This window comes from Cytobacillus oceanisediminis, from assembly GCF_003182355.1.
In the GTDB taxonomy this organism is placed as follows: domain Bacteria; phylum Bacillota; class Bacilli; order Bacillales; family Cytobacillaceae; genus Cytobacillus; species Cytobacillus oceanisediminis_A.
This window is the reverse complement of sequence record NZ_QGTW01000003.1, coordinates 245,341-261,351: the sequence shown is the minus strand read 5'-3', so window position 1 is coordinate 261,351 and position 16,011 is coordinate 245,341. Positions and strand designations below refer to the sequence as shown.

General features: G+C 40.9%; 17 protein-coding genes. 15 read left to right on the top strand and 2 right to left on the bottom strand.

Annotated elements, in window-relative coordinates:
• Nucleotides 1–208: 208 nt before the first annotated feature.
• Nucleotides 209–1,483, top strand: coding sequence for a Glu/Leu/Phe/Val family dehydrogenase (locus DFO73_RS08005; RefSeq protein WP_110064256.1), 1,275 nt, complete (start codon nt 209–211; stop codon nt 1,481–1,483).
• Nucleotides 1,484–1,642: 159 nt separating this feature from the next.
• Nucleotides 1,643–2,623, top strand: a complete 981-nt coding sequence (locus DFO73_RS08000) for a YpdA family putative bacillithiol disulfide reductase (RefSeq protein WP_110064255.1) — start codon at nt 1,643–1,645, stop codon at nt 2,621–2,623.
• Nucleotides 2,624–2,929: 306 nt separating this feature from the next.
• On the opposite strand, the gene DFO73_RS07995 is transcribed toward DFO73_RS08000, so the two are convergent.
• Nucleotides 2,930–3,898 (bottom strand): asparaginase, encoded by a 969-nt coding sequence (locus tag DFO73_RS07995; RefSeq protein ID WP_110064254.1) that lies wholly within the window; start codon nt 3,896–3,898, stop codon nt 2,930–2,932.
• A gap of 154 nt (nt 3,899–4,052) precedes the next feature.
• Here DFO73_RS07995 and prsW point away from each other — a divergent pair, with 154 nt between their 5' ends.
• From prsW to fni, 9 genes are all read left to right on the top strand, one after another.
• Nucleotides 4,053–4,742, top strand: coding sequence for a glutamic-type intramembrane protease PrsW (gene prsW, locus DFO73_RS07990; protein WP_110064253.1), 690 nt, complete (start codon nt 4,053–4,055; stop codon nt 4,740–4,742).
• Between the two features lie 259 nt (nt 4,743–5,001).
• Complete coding sequence (sleB, locus tag DFO73_RS07985) at nt 5,002–5,832, top strand: spore cortex-lytic enzyme (protein WP_110064252.1); 831 nt, start codon at nt 5,002–5,004, stop codon at nt 5,830–5,832.
• 14 nt (nt 5,833–5,846) lie between these two features.
• Nucleotides 5,847–7,196, top strand: coding sequence for a germination protein YpeB (ypeB, locus tag DFO73_RS07980; RefSeq protein WP_110064251.1), 1,350 nt, complete (start codon nt 5,847–5,849; stop codon nt 7,194–7,196).
• A gap of 146 nt (nt 7,197–7,342) precedes the next feature.
• Nucleotides 7,343–8,002, top strand: coding sequence for a flagellar brake protein (locus DFO73_RS07975; protein WP_110064250.1), 660 nt, complete (start codon nt 7,343–7,345; stop codon nt 8,000–8,002).
• A gap of 92 nt (nt 8,003–8,094) precedes the next feature.
• The gene (locus tag DFO73_RS07970; protein WP_110064249.1) at nt 8,095–8,277 is read left to right on the top strand and encodes a YpfB family protein; all 183 of its coding nucleotides are present in this window, start codon (nt 8,095–8,097) and stop codon (nt 8,275–8,277) included.
• A 397-nt stretch (nt 8,278–8,674) separates the two neighbouring features.
• Complete coding sequence (gene cmk / locus DFO73_RS07965; RefSeq protein WP_110064248.1) at nt 8,675–9,355, top strand: (d)CMP kinase; 681 nt, start codon at nt 8,675–8,677, stop codon at nt 9,353–9,355.
• Complete coding sequence (locus DFO73_RS07960; RefSeq protein ID WP_110064247.1) at nt 9,352–9,933, top strand: lysophospholipid acyltransferase family protein; 582 nt, start codon at nt 9,352–9,354, stop codon at nt 9,931–9,933. Before cmk ends, DFO73_RS07960 begins: the two co-directional genes overlap by 4 nt.
• 274 nt (nt 9,934–10,207) lie before the next feature.
• Complete coding sequence (gene rpsA, locus DFO73_RS07955; protein ID WP_110064246.1) at nt 10,208–11,347, top strand: 30S ribosomal protein S1; 1,140 nt, start codon at nt 10,208–10,210, stop codon at nt 11,345–11,347.
• Between the two features lie 12 nt (nt 11,348–11,359).
• Complete coding sequence (gene fni / locus DFO73_RS07950) at nt 11,360–12,421, top strand: type 2 isopentenyl-diphosphate Delta-isomerase (protein ID WP_110064245.1); 1,062 nt, start codon at nt 11,360–11,362, stop codon at nt 12,419–12,421.
• 45 nt (nt 12,422–12,466) lie between these two features.
• Here the strand turns inward: fni and DFO73_RS07945 are convergent, their stop codons facing one another.
• On the bottom strand, nt 12,467–12,610 hold the full coding sequence (locus DFO73_RS07945) for a YpzI family protein (protein ID WP_110064244.1): 144 nt from the start codon (nt 12,608–12,610) through the stop codon (nt 12,467–12,469).
• A gap of 150 nt (nt 12,611–12,760) precedes the next feature.
• On the opposite strand from DFO73_RS07945, the gene DFO73_RS07940 reads away from it, so the two are divergent.
• The 4 genes from DFO73_RS07940 to der all read left to right on the top strand — a co-directional run bounded on the left by DFO73_RS07940 (nt 12,761) and on the right by der (nt 15,997).
• Complete coding sequence (locus DFO73_RS07940) at nt 12,761–13,372, top strand: YphA family membrane protein (protein ID WP_110064243.1); 612 nt, start codon at nt 12,761–12,763, stop codon at nt 13,370–13,372.
• Complete coding sequence (locus DFO73_RS07935; RefSeq protein ID WP_110064242.1) at nt 13,365–14,252, top strand: YIEGIA family protein; 888 nt, start codon at nt 13,365–13,367, stop codon at nt 14,250–14,252. The genes DFO73_RS07940 and DFO73_RS07935 overlap by 8 nt, the downstream gene beginning before the upstream one ends.
• Before the next feature lie 5 nt (nt 14,253–14,257).
• Complete coding sequence (locus DFO73_RS07930) at nt 14,258–14,443, top strand: capping complex subunit for YIEGIA (RefSeq protein ID WP_110064241.1); 186 nt, start codon at nt 14,258–14,260, stop codon at nt 14,441–14,443.
• Nucleotides 14,444–14,686: 243 nt separating this feature from the next.
• The gene (der, locus tag DFO73_RS07925) at nt 14,687–15,997 is read left to right on the top strand and encodes a ribosome biogenesis GTPase Der (RefSeq protein ID WP_110064240.1); all 1,311 of its coding nucleotides are present in this window, start codon (nt 14,687–14,689) and stop codon (nt 15,995–15,997) included.
• Nucleotides 15,998–16,011 lie beyond the last annotated feature (14 nt).

Below are 16,011 nucleotides of genomic sequence, written 5' to 3'. Positions count from 1 at the left end.
ATAGATGTTTTCTTTGCCTATGAGCGGGAAAACATGTAATAAGAATAAACAGAAAATTCCTTTTAAAATCAGCAATGACAACGGTTTCATAAAAAAATCAAAAAATGCGGAAAAGTGTATTTTTCTTCTTGCATAAATTAGGCAAAGGTGTATACTATGTCATGGAAGCGGACAACTAATGAAAGTGATTTTTCTAGGAGGTTTACAAATGGTAGCCGAGAAAGGTACTGATTCAAATAAAGCTGAAAAACTAGATGTTTTAAAGTCGACACAAACTGTCATACATAAAGCTTTGGAAAAGTTGGGATATCCAGATGAAGTATTTGAACTTCTAAAAGAGCCAATTCGCATGATGACAGTGAAAATTCCTGTACGGATGGATGACGGAACAGTAAAAGTCTTTACTGGCTACCGGGCCCAGCATAATGATGCTGTTGGTCCTACTAAAGGCGGAATTCGTTTTCACCCGAATGTAACTGAAAAGGAAGTAAAGGCACTGTCTATTTGGATGAGCTTAAAATGCGGAATTGTCGATCTTCCATACGGAGGGGGCAAAGGCGGGATTGTCTGTGATCCGCGGGATATGTCCTTTGGAGAATTAGAACGATTAAGCCGGGGATACGTACGAGCCATCAGCCAAATTGTTGGCCCTACTAAAGATATTCCGGCACCTGATGTTTTTACAAATTCCCAAATTATGGCGTGGATGATGGATGAATACAGCCGGATTGATGAATTTAACTCACCTGGTTTCATTACCGGTAAACCTCTTGTACTTGGCGGTTCCCATGGCAGGGAATCTGCAACAGCTAAAGGCGTTACGATATGTATCCGTGAAGCTGCAAAGAAAAAGGGTATCAATTTGGAAGGTGCAAGAGTTGTAGTGCAGGGCTTTGGAAATGCAGGCAGCTTCTTGTCAAAGTTCATGCATGATGCTGGTGCGAAGGTGGTCGGCATTTCGGATGCATATGGCGGTTTGTACGATCCAAACGGTCTTGATATTGACTATCTTCTTGATCGCCGTGACAGCTTTGGTACTGTAACTAAACTTTTTAATGATACAATTACAAATAAAGAGCTGCTTGAACTTGAGTGCGATATCCTTGTTCCTGCTGCGATTGAAAACCAAATAACAGAAGAAAATGCCCATAACATCAGAGCCGGCATCGTTGTGGAAGCTGCCAATGGGCCAACTACCCTTCAAGCAACACAAATCCTCACAGAGAGAGGGATTTTACTTGTGCCTGATGTATTGGCATCTGCCGGAGGAGTAACGGTTTCTTACTTTGAATGGGTACAGAATAATCAGGGCTACTACTGGACAGAAGAAGAAGTGGAAGAAAAGCTAGAGAAGGTAATGGTTAAATCATTCGATAATATTTATCAGACAGCCCAGACACGCAGAGTGGATATGCGTTTAGCTGCTTATATGGTTGGTGTGCGGAAAATGGCGGAAGCCTCAAGATTCCGGGGCTGGATTTAAGAATAGAAGTCCCTTCTTATAGTAGATGGAAGTAATACATTTGAATAATCATAAAAAATCTCCTATCATAGATTGATGGGAGATTTTTTTACACAAAACATATAGTTATGGAAGTGTGACATTGCTTCCTTTGGTTTTGAACTAAGGAGTGAGAATATCTTGACAATAGACGCAATTATAGTTGGAGGTGGCCCGTGCGGATTGGCAGCAGCCATTGCCCTGCAGGAAATGGGCAAAAAACCGCTTGTTATCGAAAAAGGCAATATTGTAAATGCGGTTTACAACTATCCAACACACCAAACCTTTTTCAGCACCAGTGAAAAGCTTGAAATAGGTGGAGTACCCTTTATTACAGAAAACTATAAGCCAAAAAGAAATCAGGTGCTTACTTATTTCAGAGAAGTTGTGAAAAGAAAAGGGATTAAGATTAACGCGTATGAAAGAGTATTGGAGATAGCCAAAAAGGATGAGGGGGCTTTTGAAGTTAAAACTGATAAGGGCCAATATGCTGCAAAGTATGTAGTCATTGCTACAGGCTATTATGATCACCCGAATTTTATGGAAGTCCCAGGAGAAGGCTTGCCGAAAGTATACCACTATTTTAAGGAAGCCCATCCTTATTTTGATAAGGACGTAGCTGTCATTGGCGGAAAAAACTCCAGTGTGGATGCCGCAATTGAATTGGTTAAAGCTGGGGCAAGAGTGACAGTCATCTATAGGGGAAGGGACTATTCCCCGAGCATAAAACCTTGGATTTTGCCGGAGTTTGAAGCATTAGTCCGCAATGGGACTATTAAGATGGAATTTAATGCTCATGTGAAAGAAATTAGCGAGGATAAACTGACTTACACGAAAGAAAATCAGCAATATGAAATAAAAAATGATTTTGTGTTTGCGATGACAGGCTATCATCCTGATCATGAATTTTTAAAAAGTATGGGGATTCAGATTGATGAAGAAACAGGACGTCCTCTTTTCGACCCGGAAACAATGGAAACAAATATTCAGGGGATTTTTATTGCAGGTGTTATAGCAGCCGGCAATAACGCTAACGAAATCTTTATTGAAAATGGCCGCTTCCACGGTGGTTTCATAGCCCAGGCCATTAATGAAAAAGAAAACAAAGCAAAAAAAGGCTGACCCTTACTTGGGATCAGCCTTTTTAAATTTGGCTCTGTTAAAGCTTATCGTTGTTTTTTAGCACCCTGTTGATCGGTGCGGAAGGCACGAGCTCCTCGAAAATGCATTCGTATTTTCTTCGTGCGGTGTTTATTCGAGGATGCTTATTCAACGTCCTGCGGGAGTGCGGATCAAAAAACCCCGCAGGAGCAAAGCGACGAGGAGCGTCGGACCGCCCGCGTTCGCTGAGTGCCTCGTGCTGAAATCAACAGGCAAATTTAATAGAGCCTAAAACTTAAACACTAATCAGGTCATTTTCGCTTTGGTTTAAAGTTGAAAAATCTTTTCAATGCTTTGCTCGCTTTCAAGTCCAATCAGCAGCTTAATCCTGGCTTTTTGTCCGTTAAGGCCATTGGAAAAGATGACGCCCATTTCTTTAAGGTGCTTCCCGCCTCCATCATAACCGTAAACATCCTGGGCAATTCCATTAAAGCTTCTGGATACAAGAACAATTGGGATCTTTTTCTCGGTAAGTGCTTTAATACCCTTAATAGTAGCAGGAGGGAGGTTACCTTGTCCAAGTGCTTCAATGACTACTCCGTCGACATCCAAATCCCTAATCGCCAAAAGAAGGGAGGAATCCATCCCGGCGTGGGCCTTTATAAGGATGACATGTTTGGAAACATCTTTAATCTGATAATACTCTCTTTTTGTTGGTGCATGGTGAAATAATACGCCCCGTTTTGTGACGATTCCAATGGGGCCGTATTGCGGGCTTTGGAATGTTGAAACATTGCTAGTGTGTGTCTTAGTGACATTCTCAGCAGTATGGATTTCATCATTCAACACCACGAGGACACCTTTGTCTTTAGCTTCGTCACAAACAGCGACCCTGATGGAAGAGATAAGATTATACAAACCATCAGAACCAATTTCGTTGCTGGACCTCATCGCACCAGTAACAACAATTGGCAGAGACGTCTTAACAGTTAAGTCCAAAAAGTAGGCCGTTTCTTCCAGGGTATCTGTTCCATGTGTAATGACGACTCCGCATATATCTTCTTTTACAATGTATCCCTCAATAATTTCTTTCAGTTTAAGCATTTCCTTCGGTGTTATATGCGGTGAAGGAAGATGGAAGGGCTCTTCAATTAATAATTCTGCCAGAGATAAAAGTTCCTTTGTCTTTTCAGTTAAAGGATTGTAATCTGTTGGTTTTACAGAGCCTGTTGCGGCATCCTCGCTCATTGAAATGGTGCCGCCGGTATGAATAACAAGAATTTTTTTCTTCTCCATAATAATCCCCCGAATAATTGCATTTTTGTCTTTCTAATGGCATGAAAAATAAAAGGTAATCAAAGGTATTTCTTTTTCCAAAATTTGAATAATCATTTAAATTCTCTCTATATCATGATACGATTAAGAAAACAGATTGAAAAGAGGACAGCGCATGCTGGGTATATTATCTGCGGGCATCGCCCCTGGATTGGCATTATTAAGCTATTTTTATTTAAAAGATCAATATGAGTCTGAGCCTATCTCAATGGTATTTAAAACCTTTTTGTTTGGTGCTTTGCTCGTATTCCCCATCATGTTTATCCAATATGTTCTTGAAACAGAAAGTGTACTCCAATCAAGCCTGCTGGATGCTTTTCTTTCTTCCAGCCTTCTTGAGGAATTTTTTAAGTGGTTTATATTGTTCTATACGATCTATCAGCACATAACCTTTGATGAGCCTTATGATGGCATTGTATATGGTGCTTCTGTCTCACTTGGCTTTGCTACTGCGGAAAATATCTTTTATCTGCTGGCTCTGGGAGTCGAGCATGCAATTGGAAGGGCTCTGCTCCCTGTTTCCAGCCATGCTCTTTTTGGTGTCATCATGGGCTATTATATAGGAAAAGGAAAATTCACGGCAACTGCTACTAAAAAATGGATAGCCCTTTCGCTATTTGTACCCTTCCTCCTACATGGCATTTACGACTACATCTTAATTTCCCTTGAACATTGGATTTATATAATGTTCCCATTTATGATCTTCCTTTGGTGGCTTGGCCTTAGAAAGGTTAAGAAAGCAAGGGCACACAGTGTCAATCATATTGATAATCAATTGGATTTCCAGAAAACTCTCCATTCCTGATGGAGAGTTTTTTATTTTTAAGAATATGAAATTTGAACTTCGATAACTTTCTAGGTCCATAAGTAATGCTTTACCAGAAATTCCTTCGCACGACTAAAGCGGGAGCAATTTGGAGGAGGCGATTGGCTTGAGGGACCTTGTCGCCAGTATGCGGGCACCTTGCCTTTTATTATAAAAACCCTCAAGTTATTGAATAAAAAACCAAAGACTACAAAAAATAGGGTCAATGATAAAAGATGACTTTTGGAGGTTATAATCCATGAAAAAGAATTTTTTGGCAGCGAAGGCTTTACTCATAATCTCCCTTTGTGTCCTGGTAATTCCCATGAGCGGAAGTGTGGATAAAGCAAGCGCATTTTCCAATCAGGTTATCCAGCACGGAGCGGTAGGGGATGATGTTATTGAACTCCAATCCCGCCTGCAGTATTTAGGATTTTACAATGGAAAAATCGATGGTGTCTTTGGTTGGGGAACCTATTGGGCATTAAGAAACTTCCAGTATGAGTTTGGGCTTCCGATTGACGGGCTGGCTGGCCAGGAAACAAAAAATAAGCTCGTAAAGGCAACACAATATAATGAACAATATGTGAAAGAACAGATTAATAAAGGCAAAAAATTTACCCACTATGGCGGAGTGAATTTGGAACAGCAGAAAAAGCCACAAGGGGGAGCCGCAGCCCCCGGGCAGCAGGAGAAGCCGAAGCAGCCAACTGCAACAAACATGCCTAATGGCTTTTCTGAAAATGACATTCAGCTAATGGCCAACGCTGTATATGGTGAAGCAAGGGGTGAACCATATACAGGCCAGGTGGCGGTAGCAGCGGTTATTTTAAACCGGGTAAACAGTGCAACATTTCCAAATACAGTTTCGGGTGTAATATTTGAACCCCGGGCTTTCACGGCAGTTGCTGACGGACAAATATGGCTGACGCCAAATGAAAAAGCAAAGGAAGCTGTCCTTGATGCCATTAATGGCTGGGATCCAACCGGAAGCGCTCTTTATTATTTCAATCCTGATACCGCGACAAGCGGCTGGATCTGGACACGGCCGCAAATCAAGCGAATTGGCAAGCACATATTCTGTAAATAGAGGGGTGAAGAACTATGCTTAGAGGAATTCTAATTGTTGTACTTGCGTTGGGTGTCGCCGGCACTGCGTTTTGGGGATATCAGGAACATCGCGAGAAAAATGCAATTCTTATTAATGCTGAAAACAATTATCAAAGGGCATTCCATGATTTAACTTACCAGATTGACCTATTGCACGATAGAATCGGAACTACTTTGGCGATGAACTCCAGATCCTCTTTATCACCGGAACTGGCAGAGGTTTGGAGAGTAACGTCGGAAGCGCATTCAGATGTAGGTCAGCTGCCATTAGCGCTTCTTCCGTTTAACAAAACAGAAGAATTCCTGTCCAATATCGGAGATTTCAGTTATCGTACAGCGGTTAGAGACTTGGACAAGGAGCCTTTATCAGACAAGGAATACCAAACGCTTCAAAAACTATATAAGCAGGCTGCTGATGTACAGCAGGACCTACGAAAGGTCCAGCATATGGTTCTGGAAAAGAATCTCCGGTGGATGGATGTTGAAATGGCACTTGCATCTAATCAGGAAGCTGCTGACAATACAATTATTGATGGATTCAAGACGGTGGAAAAAAACGTTGAAAGTTATGGAGAAACAGACTTTGGCCCTGCTTTTGTAAATATGCAGAAGAAAGATGAGAATTTTAAATATTTAAAGGGCGATGAAATTTCGGAGGATGAAGCTGTCCGCATAGCCAAGAAATACGCAGCACTTGGAAATAATGTGAATATTAAAGTTACCGAAAACGGCAAAGGGTCTGACTACGGTTTTTTCAGTGTAAGCGTACAAAATAAGAAAACTAAAGAAGAAGCAGACATGGATATCACGAAAAAGGGCGGCTACCCGATTTGGTTTATACTGGACCGTGAAGTCGCACAGCAAAAAATTAGCCTCAACGAAGCAAGCAACAATGCAATAAAATTCCTTAAACAAAATGGCTTCCAGGATCTTGATTTGTTTGAAAGCGCTCAATATGACAACCTTGGGGTGTTTACCTTTGTTTCCAATCAAAATGGTGTAAGAATCTATCCGGATGCCATTCGTGTGAAAGTGGCACTTGATAATGGCAGAATGGCTGCTTTTTCAGCAGAGGATTATTTAAAGTCCCATCACCAGAGGGATATACCAGAACCTGCAATTTCCAAGGAAGAGGCAAGAACAAAAATTAATCCCCAGGTAAAAGTCATGGAAGACAGGCGGGCAGTTATCATGAATGATCTCAATCAGGAAGTTTCCTGCTATGAATTCCTTGGCACAATGGGTGAAGATACCTACAGGATTTATATTAATGCTGAAACAGGCCAAGAAGAGAAAGTAGAAAAGCTCAAAAATGCTGAACCAGTCTATGAAGATGTTGTGTAGAGAAAGCTGAAGAGGCTTTCTCTTTTTTTATTTATTTATAGGTCTTTTTGCTCATTTTTATAGTGAATTGCTGTTGCACGAATGTTTTAAAACATGTCATAATTAAATGACAAGATTATCCTTTTGAATAGGGAAGTGTAGCCAGCATGATAAAAATTGGAGAAGTACTAATATTGGAACTGAAGTATTCTGATAAATCAGAGAAGTATAAATGCAAGCTTGTCGAAAGGAAAGGAAGTAACCTTTATATTGATTATCCCATAAATCTGGAAACGAAAAAGACTGCTTTCCTGCTGGACGGAACTCAGCTAAAAGTAACTTTTATCGCAGCTGATGGTTCCGTTTACCTTTTTGAAAGCGAAGTCCTTGGCAGGGTAAAGCTTAAAATTCCTATGATGGTCATTTCATATCCAGGGAATGAACATTTAATGAAGGTTCAGCGCCGCCAGTTTGTCAGGATTGAAACGTCCGTTGACATAGCAGTACACCCGTTAAGAGACGAATTTACACCGTTTGTGTCTGTTACAGAAGATATCAGCGCAGGAGGTGCCGCAATTATTGCAGGCAAATCCTGTTCGTTAAAAGCGAATAGACAAATCCATACTTATTTTGTATTGCCTATGCAAAATGGTGAATCCCATTTTTTGAAGCTAAAAAGCAAGGTAATAAGAATCTCGGAAATTTGTAATGGAAAGTCCTTAATTTCCGTTCAGTTTTTGGATGTTAGTCCCCAAGACCGGCAATTGCTGCTGCGCTTTTGCTTTGACCGGCAATTGGCCATGAAGAAAAAAGGGCTTGAAATTTAAAGGGAAGGGAATATTTTTAATGCACTGCTCTCATAATAGTTGAAGAAGTCAAATAGACTTGAACTTATTTTTAACTATGGAGAGATGGCAATATGAAAGCGATAGAGAGGATTCTCTTAAAATTAATCATTGTGCAGTTTATTTTTTTGCTGATTACTCAATTATTCTTTCATCATATGAATGCGTTTCCTGAATTAAAGCAGCTGACACAATATGAGGGTGTTACGGACCAGAATTTTACTGAGCTGCTGGAAACGTTCAAGGAACATTACTAGCAGGCAGCCGCCTGCTTATTTTTTATTTTTAGGCTATGTTAAAGCTCAATGTTGATTTTAGCACACTGCTGATTGGAGCGGAAGGCGCGAAATCCTCGGAAATCCATTCGCATTTCCTTCGTGCAGTGGTTATTCGAGTATGTTCATTCAATGTCCTGCGGGAGTAGCGAGTCAAAGGAGACCCGGCAGGCCTATTGCTTGAGGAGCGTCGGACGCCTGGGGTTCGCTGAGCTTGCCTGAGCTTAAATCAACAGACATGTTTAACTAGCCTATTTTTAAGAGAATTGTTAATGGTTAAAAAAGCTGTATAATATGACCTGAAATCAACTTAATATGTTAAAATAAAGCTGAAGGAACCTGGTCTGAAAGAACCTGGCCAGGCAGTACAGGAGGAACTATGAACAGACAAATATCGATAGCAATAGATGGGCCTGCTGCTGCTGGCAAAAGTACAGTAGCCAAGATTGTGGCAGAAAAATTATCATACATTTACATAGATACGGGAGCCATGTATCGTGCCTTGACATATAAAGCCATTCAACAGCAGGCGAGCCTTGAAGATGAAGCAGCATTGATGGAAATATTGAACAGTACCACTATCGATTTGCAGCCTGGCACAGAAGGGCAAGTAATCTATTTGGACGGACAGGATGTGACCAATCAAATCAGGTCATCAGAAGTTACAAATTCCGTTTCGATTGTTTCAAGGCATAAGCTTGTAAGAGAAGAAATGGTATTAAGACAGCAAAGCTTCGCCCAAAATGGAGGAGTAGTAATGGACGGACGGGATATCGGAACACATGTCCTGCCTGGAGCAGAAGTAAAAGTATTCCTTTTGGCTTCAGTCGGTGAAAGAGCGATTCGCCGCCATACTGAAAATGTCCAAAAAGGTTATCCATCGGACCTTGAAAAGCTGAAGGAAGAAATTTCTCTGAGGGATAAGCTTGATTCAGAGCGCGAAGTTGCTCCATTAAAAAAAGCAGAAGATGCTGTAGAAATTGATACGACCTCACTATCAATTGTACAGGTAGTAGAAAAAATAATGGACCTGGCCTATGAAAGGATCGGATCAAAGTGAACCTCTATTCTTTTGCTAAAGCAGTTGTCTACGGTGCTTTAAAACCAGTTTACAGATTCGAAGTGATCGGAAGGGAGCACTTTCCTACTGATGGCGGGGTACTTCTATGTTCCAACCACATTGATAATCTCGATCCGCCCGTTGTAGGCATTAATGCACCGCGGCCTGTGCACTTTATGGCCAAGGAAGAGCTTTTTAAAGTGCCTGCTCTTGGTAAAATCTTGCCCCATCTTAATGCTTTTCCCGTCAAAAGGGGAATGAGTGACAGGGAAGCTCTAAGAAAAGGCCTTGGAACCTTAAAGGAAGGAAAGGTTTTAGGACTGTTTCCAGAGGGTACTAGAAGCAAGACGGGGCAATTGGGGAAGGGGCTGGCAGGTGCTGGATTCTTTGCCCTTAGATCCGAAGCGCATGTTGTGCCATGTGCTATCATTGGCCCATATAAACCCTTTTCCAAGCTGAAAGTAGTTTATGGAAAGCCTATTGAGATGAAAGAGCTTCGGGATCGGAAAGCTTCAGCGGAAGAAACGACCGAATTCATCATGGCAGAAATCAGTAAATTAATTGAGGAGCATTCCTAAACCTTCTTGCTTGACAAAAAACTTCTTTTGTAAGAAGTTAGTAAAAAGGCATTTTTTAAAAAGGCGAGAATATTCGAAAAAATAAAGAGGCTGTCCTTTGCTGACAATTCTCAAATTAGGGCAGAAAAGAGACATTCAACACAGTTGAAAATAGCCTGCATGAAAAAGCCATTCGAGTATTTCTGCTGCTGACACAGGGTTCTTGCCTGGATGGCAGGCAGTTGAATACAGATTAAAAATTTGAAAGCAGCCATTGGATTAAGGAGGAATACATATGTCAGAGGAAATGAACCAAGTAGAAGTCAAAAATTTTGAGGTTGGTGACAAGGTAAAGGGCCAAGTTACCAAAGTAGAAGAAAAGCAAGTCATTATTAACATTGCTGACAGCAAGCTGGATGGTATTATTCCGATCAGTGAGCTTTCAAGCCTTCATATTGAAAAAGCAAGTGATGCTGTTTCTGAAGGGGATGAGCTTGAGCTTGAAGTGTTAAAAGTGGAGGAAGAAGCACTTATACTTTCTAAACGTAAAGTAGACGCAGAAAAGTCCTGGGAAACACTGGAGAAGAAATTCAATGAAGGCGAAGTCTTTGAAGCTGAAATCAAAGATGTTGTAAAAGGCGGATTAGTTGTAGACTTGGGTGTGCGCGGATTTGTTCCTGCTTCCCTTGTAGAAGCTCATTTTGTTGAAGATTTTACTGATTATAAAGGCAAAACAATGACATTTAAAATTGTTGAGCTGGATAAAGAAAAGAATCGCCTGATTCTTTCCCATCGAGCTGTTATTGAAGAGGAAAAAGGCAAGCAAAAGCATCAGGTGCTTGAATCCCTTCAGGCAGGTCAGGTTCTGGATGGGACAGTCCAAAGAATCACAGACTTTGGCGCTTTCGTAGATATTGGAGGAATCGATGGCCTAGTCCATATTTCTCAGTTATCCTATGAGCATGTGGAAAAACCTTCCGATGTTGTAGAAGAAGGGCAAAAGGTTAAAGTTAAAGTATTAAGCGTGGATCGCGATAATGAGCGCATTTCCTTATCTATTAAGGAAACGCTGCCTGGGCCATGGGATAATATCAGTGAAAAGGCGCCTAAAGGAAGCACTCTTGTTGGTACAGTCAAAAGACTTGTCTCATACGGTGCATTTGTTGAAGTTTTCCCTGGAGTAGAAGGCCTTGTCCATATTTCGCAAATTGCCCATAAGCATATCGGCACCCCTCATGAAGTATTGAGGGAGGGACAGGAAGTTCAAGTAAAAGTACTTGATGTAAATGAGCAGGATCAGCGCTTGTCATTGAGTATTAAGGATCTTCAGGAAAAAGAAAATGAAGAAGTGACTGACTATGAACTTCCTGAGGAAACGAAAGGCTTCCAGCTTGGCGAAATGATTGGGGATCAGTTAAAGAATTTAAAAAAGTAATGGTGATAACTTGTGTCTAGATCAAAACGAAAATGGGACCACATTCAGTATGCTTTGGCAACAGGCCAGAGAAGCCTTACCGGTTTCGAGGATATAGCCTTTATCCACCAAAGTCTGCCTGATACTTTTCTGCATCAGGCTGATTTAGGCACTTCAGTTGGCGAACTTTCATTAAGTTCGCCAATTTTTATAAATGCGATGACTGGCGGCGGTGGAGATAGAACAATCCAAATAAACCGGGACCTTGCTTCTGCTGCCAAGACAGCAGGCTTGGCAATGGCGGTAGGATCTCAAATGTCCGCGCTGAAAGATCCGAATGAGGTGGAATCATACAGAGTGGTTAGAAAAGAAAATCCCAAAGGAATCATCTTCGGAAATTTAGGCAGTGAAGCCACAATCGATCAGGCGAAAGCAGCTGTTGATATGATAGAAGCAAACGCATTGCAAATTCATTTAAATGTCGTTCAAGAACTGACCATGCCTGAAGGAGATAGGGATTTTCGTGGAGCGTTGAAAAGGATTGAACAAATAGTTTTGCATTCTGAAGTTCCTGTGGTCGTGAAGGAAGTAGGCTTCGGAATGAATAAAGAAACCGTATCAATGCTGGCCTCTATTGGGGTATCGGCTGTAGACGTTGGAGGATTTGGCGGTACAAATTTTTCGCGCATTGAAAACGCAAGAAGAGATAGGCTTTTAAGTTTCTTTGATGAATGGGGAATCCCCACTGCTGTATCTATTGCTGAAGCTGTCATCCAGAAAGATGAAATCGCTGTAATTGCTTCTGGAGGCATTCAAACAAGCCTTGAAATAGCCAAAGTCCTTGCGCTAGGTGCCGGAGCTGCAGGCATGGCCGGTTATTTTTTAAAAGTTCTTATTAAAGAAGGGCTTGAACCATTAATAGAAGAAATAAACATTATACATAATGAATTAAAAATGATTATGACAGCGTTGGGGGCCTCAAATATCAGGCAGCTGCAGCAGGCTCCAGTCATCATTTCCGGAAAGACCCATCACTGGTTAAATGAACGAAACATTGATACAAAAGCATTCAGCCAGAGGATAATCCAAAAGTAAAGCTCTCGTCAAAGACGAGAGCTTTTTGTTGTCTAAGGATATATCTTAACTGTATTTTGAATCATTTAAGGATCTTGCTTCTTCGGGACTCTGCAGTTTGGAAGCTCCCGGGTAATGAAGCGCCTGATCGCGATCTGATTCCACTCTTCTGCTTTCTTTCAATTTCCTCTCCTGGCGGTCTTTGCCCATAATTACACACCTCCCTCTTCTTAAGATGAAGTCAGCTTTAAAGATTTATACAGAGCAAAGGCATTATCATTGCATTCCATTAAACCTTTTGAACTGGCAGGGTTAAAGTACATATCAAAAAGCCATAATGGAAATGATAGGAGGAAGAGGATGGAAGGGATAATTTTTTATTGGGTTTCATGGATATTTTGGATTATGGCGACTTTCTTTCTAGACCGAAAAAATAAGGATAGGGCCAAATTTTCGGCCTGGCTTCTGCTATTAATCATTTTATCACCCTATACTTTTAAAGTTTTTAATGTGGAAACAAGCACGGCAGGAGTTTATTTAATGGGGACTGTATACATATTAGCGAGCAGGCTGGAAAGATTAAAAAGGGCTTATTTTCTTTTTTGCGCTTTTATCATGATGATGGCATATGTGAGCTTTCATTTATTTGAACTGTTTGATCCTGTATGGGTAATATTTTCACGGAAGTGGATGCTGGCCTTTCTGCTGGTTTATATGGCTGTCCTCCTGCAGAAAAAAAGAGTGCTTCGCTTGCCTTTAATACTGCTTGGGGGAATTCAGGGGGAGGTTTTGTATGCTCTTATTCTTGAGCAATATTCCTTTCCTTATATAATCGGTTCTTTGGCCTTCTTTGATATTATGGCCCTCTCGGCTTCAATTGTGGCTGCTTGGAGTGCAATGCAATGGACCGCTTCTTATTTTGAAACGAACTTCAAACATTTTGAAAGGGAGAAGCAAAATTATCATGAGTGAATATACATACCCAATACTTTTTGGACTTGCAGTAGGTACCTTGACTCGTGTTTATATGCTTAGAACAGATTACCGGCAATATCCTACCTATTTGCATGGGAAAATCATACACGTTGCATTGGGATTTATTGCAGCTGGATTAGGCACTGTTGCAATTCCTTCCATAATGGAAGAACAATTTACCGCTGTAACTTTTCTGACGCTTGCAGCCTCTCAATTCAGGGAAGTAAGAAATATGGAAAGAAATACATTGACTGAACTGGACAGCTATGAATTGGTATCAAGAGGGAAACCGTATATAGAAGGCATAGCAATTGCTTTTGAAAGCAGAAATTATCTTGTTATCTTCACATCCTTAATATGTACGCTTGGTTATCTGCTTTTCAATATTTTGGGCGGACTTGCGGCAGCTATAATAGCCGTTGTTATTTCGAAATTGCTTATGTCAGGGGGAAGGCTGAAGGATATTGTTGATGTGGAATATGTTGAGCCTCGTTTTGATGGTGCAGGTTTGTATGTGGATAACATTTATATAATGAATATTGGACTCCCAGAAAGACAGGAGGAGGTACTTAGATATGGGATGGGCTTCATTTTAAAGCCCAAAAACTTTAATGCCAGGTCAACCATAGCTAATCTCGGGCAAAGACAGGCCATTTTGCATGATGTTTCAACCGCTTTGGGCGTTTATCGTGACTCGGGAACACCGGCTCTTGTGCCACTGGCGAAAAGAGACCTCGATGATGGGCGGGTAGGGGTTTTTGTATTGCCGCAGGAAAAGGATATCGATAAAGCTTTAAAAATTATCGGAGCGGTTCCAACCCTTGAGAACGCAATAAGGATGCCGTCTGAAAGGCATACGAATGGGAAAGGAAGTTAAGGCAAATGGTACTTGAAAAATACATACTTGCTGTTATTACAACAAATCCTTCCAAAGCACCTTCAGGAGCGGCAGTTTTTCATTGTGAAGATAAAAAAGAAATGGAGATTATAGCAGCCAATCTTGAAGCCATACTTGATGGAATTGCCCACGCTTTAACAGAAGAATTATACGTTATTGTTAAGCATTGAAGGTGTTTCCAAGTTTTTCATTGCTAGGAAGGTTTCTCTTTGTTAAAATATCTAAGTTAGACCCTTCTACCTTTGAGAAGGGTTTATTTTATAAATGTATAGCGGTATAGATGGTATGGTTTTTGAAAGTTACATCTAAATTAAGGACAGCCATCTTCTTGCTTAAAAAAGGAATAGACATTTCTAGAACAAAAATGGGATGTTGAAGCATATTAAGAATAAAGAATTGAAAGGGTGATGTTCATGGCAAAACCGGTTGTGGCTATTGTCGGGCGTCCAAACGTTGGAAAATCAACGATATTTAACAGAATTGTAGGAGAACGGATATCGATTGTCGAAGATATTCCTGGAGTAACAAGGGATCGGATTTATAGTTCGGCAGAATGGCTGACACATGATTTTAATATTATCGACACAGGTGGAATCGATATTGGTGATGAGCCATTCCTGGAACAAATCCGGCTTCAGGCTGAGATTGCCATAGATGAAGCAGATGTGATTATTTTTCTTGTAAATGGAAGAGAAGGAGTTACATCTGCAGACGAAGAAGTCGCAAAAATTTTATATAAAGCCAAAAAACCTGTTGTGCTGGGCGTAAATAAAATTGATAATCCGGAAATGAGAGATCTGATTTATGATTTTTATGCTCTCGGATTTGGGGAACCATTCCCTATTTCAGGATCGCACGGACTAGGGCTGGGGGACTTGCTGGATGAAGCAGCCAAACACTTTCCGAAACACGGACAGGGTGAATATGGTGAAGAAGTAATTAAGTTTTCATTAATCGGCCGTCCAAATGTCGGAAAATCGTCTTTGGTAAATGCCATCCTTGGGGAAGAACGTGTTATTGTCAGCAACATCGCAGGAACCACAAGGGATGCAATTGACTCCCAGCTGAAGGTTGACGGACAGGAATATGTCATTATTGATACTGCCGGAATGCGGAAAAAAGGAAAAGTTTATGAAACAACAGAAAAATACAGTGTTCTACGGGCATTGCGGGCAATTGAGCGTTCAGATGTCGTTCTGGTAGTCATTGATGGAGAAGAAGGCATTATTGAACAGGATAAGCGTATTGCCGGGTATGCGCACGAAGCAGGAAGAGCAGTTGTTATCGTAGTAAACAAATGGGATGCTGTCGAAAAAGATGAAAAAACAATGAAAGCTTTTGAACAAAATATTCGAGATCATTTTCAATTCCTCGACTATGCACCTATTGTTTTCCTTTCTGCAAAAACGAAGAAGCGGATCCATACGCTTATCCCAATGATTAACACAGCGAGTGAAAATCATGCACTGCGTGTAGAGACAAGCGTGCTGAATGATGTGATCATGGATGCTGTAGCGATGAATCCGACACCTACAGATAAGGGAAGGCGACTGAGAATTTATTACACTACACAGGTGGCGGTGAAGCCGCCAACCTTTGTAGTATTTGTAAATGATCCCGAGCTTCTTCATTTTTCATATGAACGTTTTCTTGAAAACAGGATAAGAGATGCTTTTGGTTTTGAAGGCACACCTATTAAGATATTTGCAAGGGAAAGAAAATAGCACGAAGGACAGAT

What these genes read in the sequence shown, in the direction of transcription:
- sleB (WP_110064252.1), top strand. Translation starts at nt 5,002, where the DNA reads ATGAAAAAGAATTTTTTGGCAGCGAAGGCTTTACTCATAATCTCCCTT.
- DFO73_RS07945 (WP_110064244.1), bottom strand. Translation starts at nt 12,610, where the DNA reads ATGGGCAAAGACCGCCAGGAGAGGAAATTGAAAGAAAGCAGAAGAGTG.
- ypeB (WP_110064251.1), top strand. Translation starts at nt 5,847, where the DNA reads ATGCTTAGAGGAATTCTAATTGTTGTACTTGCGTTGGGTGTCGCCGGC.
- DFO73_RS07995 (WP_110064254.1), bottom strand. Translation starts at nt 3,898, where the DNA reads ATGGAGAAGAAAAAAATTCTTGTTATTCATACCGGCGGCACCATTTCA.
- prsW (WP_110064253.1), top strand. Translation starts at nt 4,053, where the DNA reads ATGCTGGGTATATTATCTGCGGGCATCGCCCCTGGATTGGCATTATTA.
- DFO73_RS07930 (WP_110064241.1), top strand. Translation starts at nt 14,258, where the DNA reads ATGGTACTTGAAAAATACATACTTGCTGTTATTACAACAAATCCTTCC.
- DFO73_RS07940 (WP_110064243.1), top strand. Translation starts at nt 12,761, where the DNA reads ATGGAAGGGATAATTTTTTATTGGGTTTCATGGATATTTTGGATTATG.
- der (WP_110064240.1), top strand. Translation starts at nt 14,687, where the DNA reads ATGGCAAAACCGGTTGTGGCTATTGTCGGGCGTCCAAACGTTGGAAAA.
- cmk (WP_110064248.1), top strand. Translation starts at nt 8,675, where the DNA reads ATGAACAGACAAATATCGATAGCAATAGATGGGCCTGCTGCTGCTGGC.
- DFO73_RS07935 (WP_110064242.1), top strand. Translation starts at nt 13,365, where the DNA reads ATGAGTGAATATACATACCCAATACTTTTTGGACTTGCAGTAGGTACC.
- DFO73_RS07970 (WP_110064249.1), top strand. Translation starts at nt 8,095, where the DNA reads ATGAAAGCGATAGAGAGGATTCTCTTAAAATTAATCATTGTGCAGTTT.
- DFO73_RS07975 (WP_110064250.1), top strand. Translation starts at nt 7,343, where the DNA reads ATGATAAAAATTGGAGAAGTACTAATATTGGAACTGAAGTATTCTGAT.
- DFO73_RS08005 (WP_110064256.1), top strand. Translation starts at nt 209, where the DNA reads ATGGTAGCCGAGAAAGGTACTGATTCAAATAAAGCTGAAAAACTAGAT.
- rpsA (WP_110064246.1), top strand. Translation starts at nt 10,208, where the DNA reads ATGTCAGAGGAAATGAACCAAGTAGAAGTCAAAAATTTTGAGGTTGGT.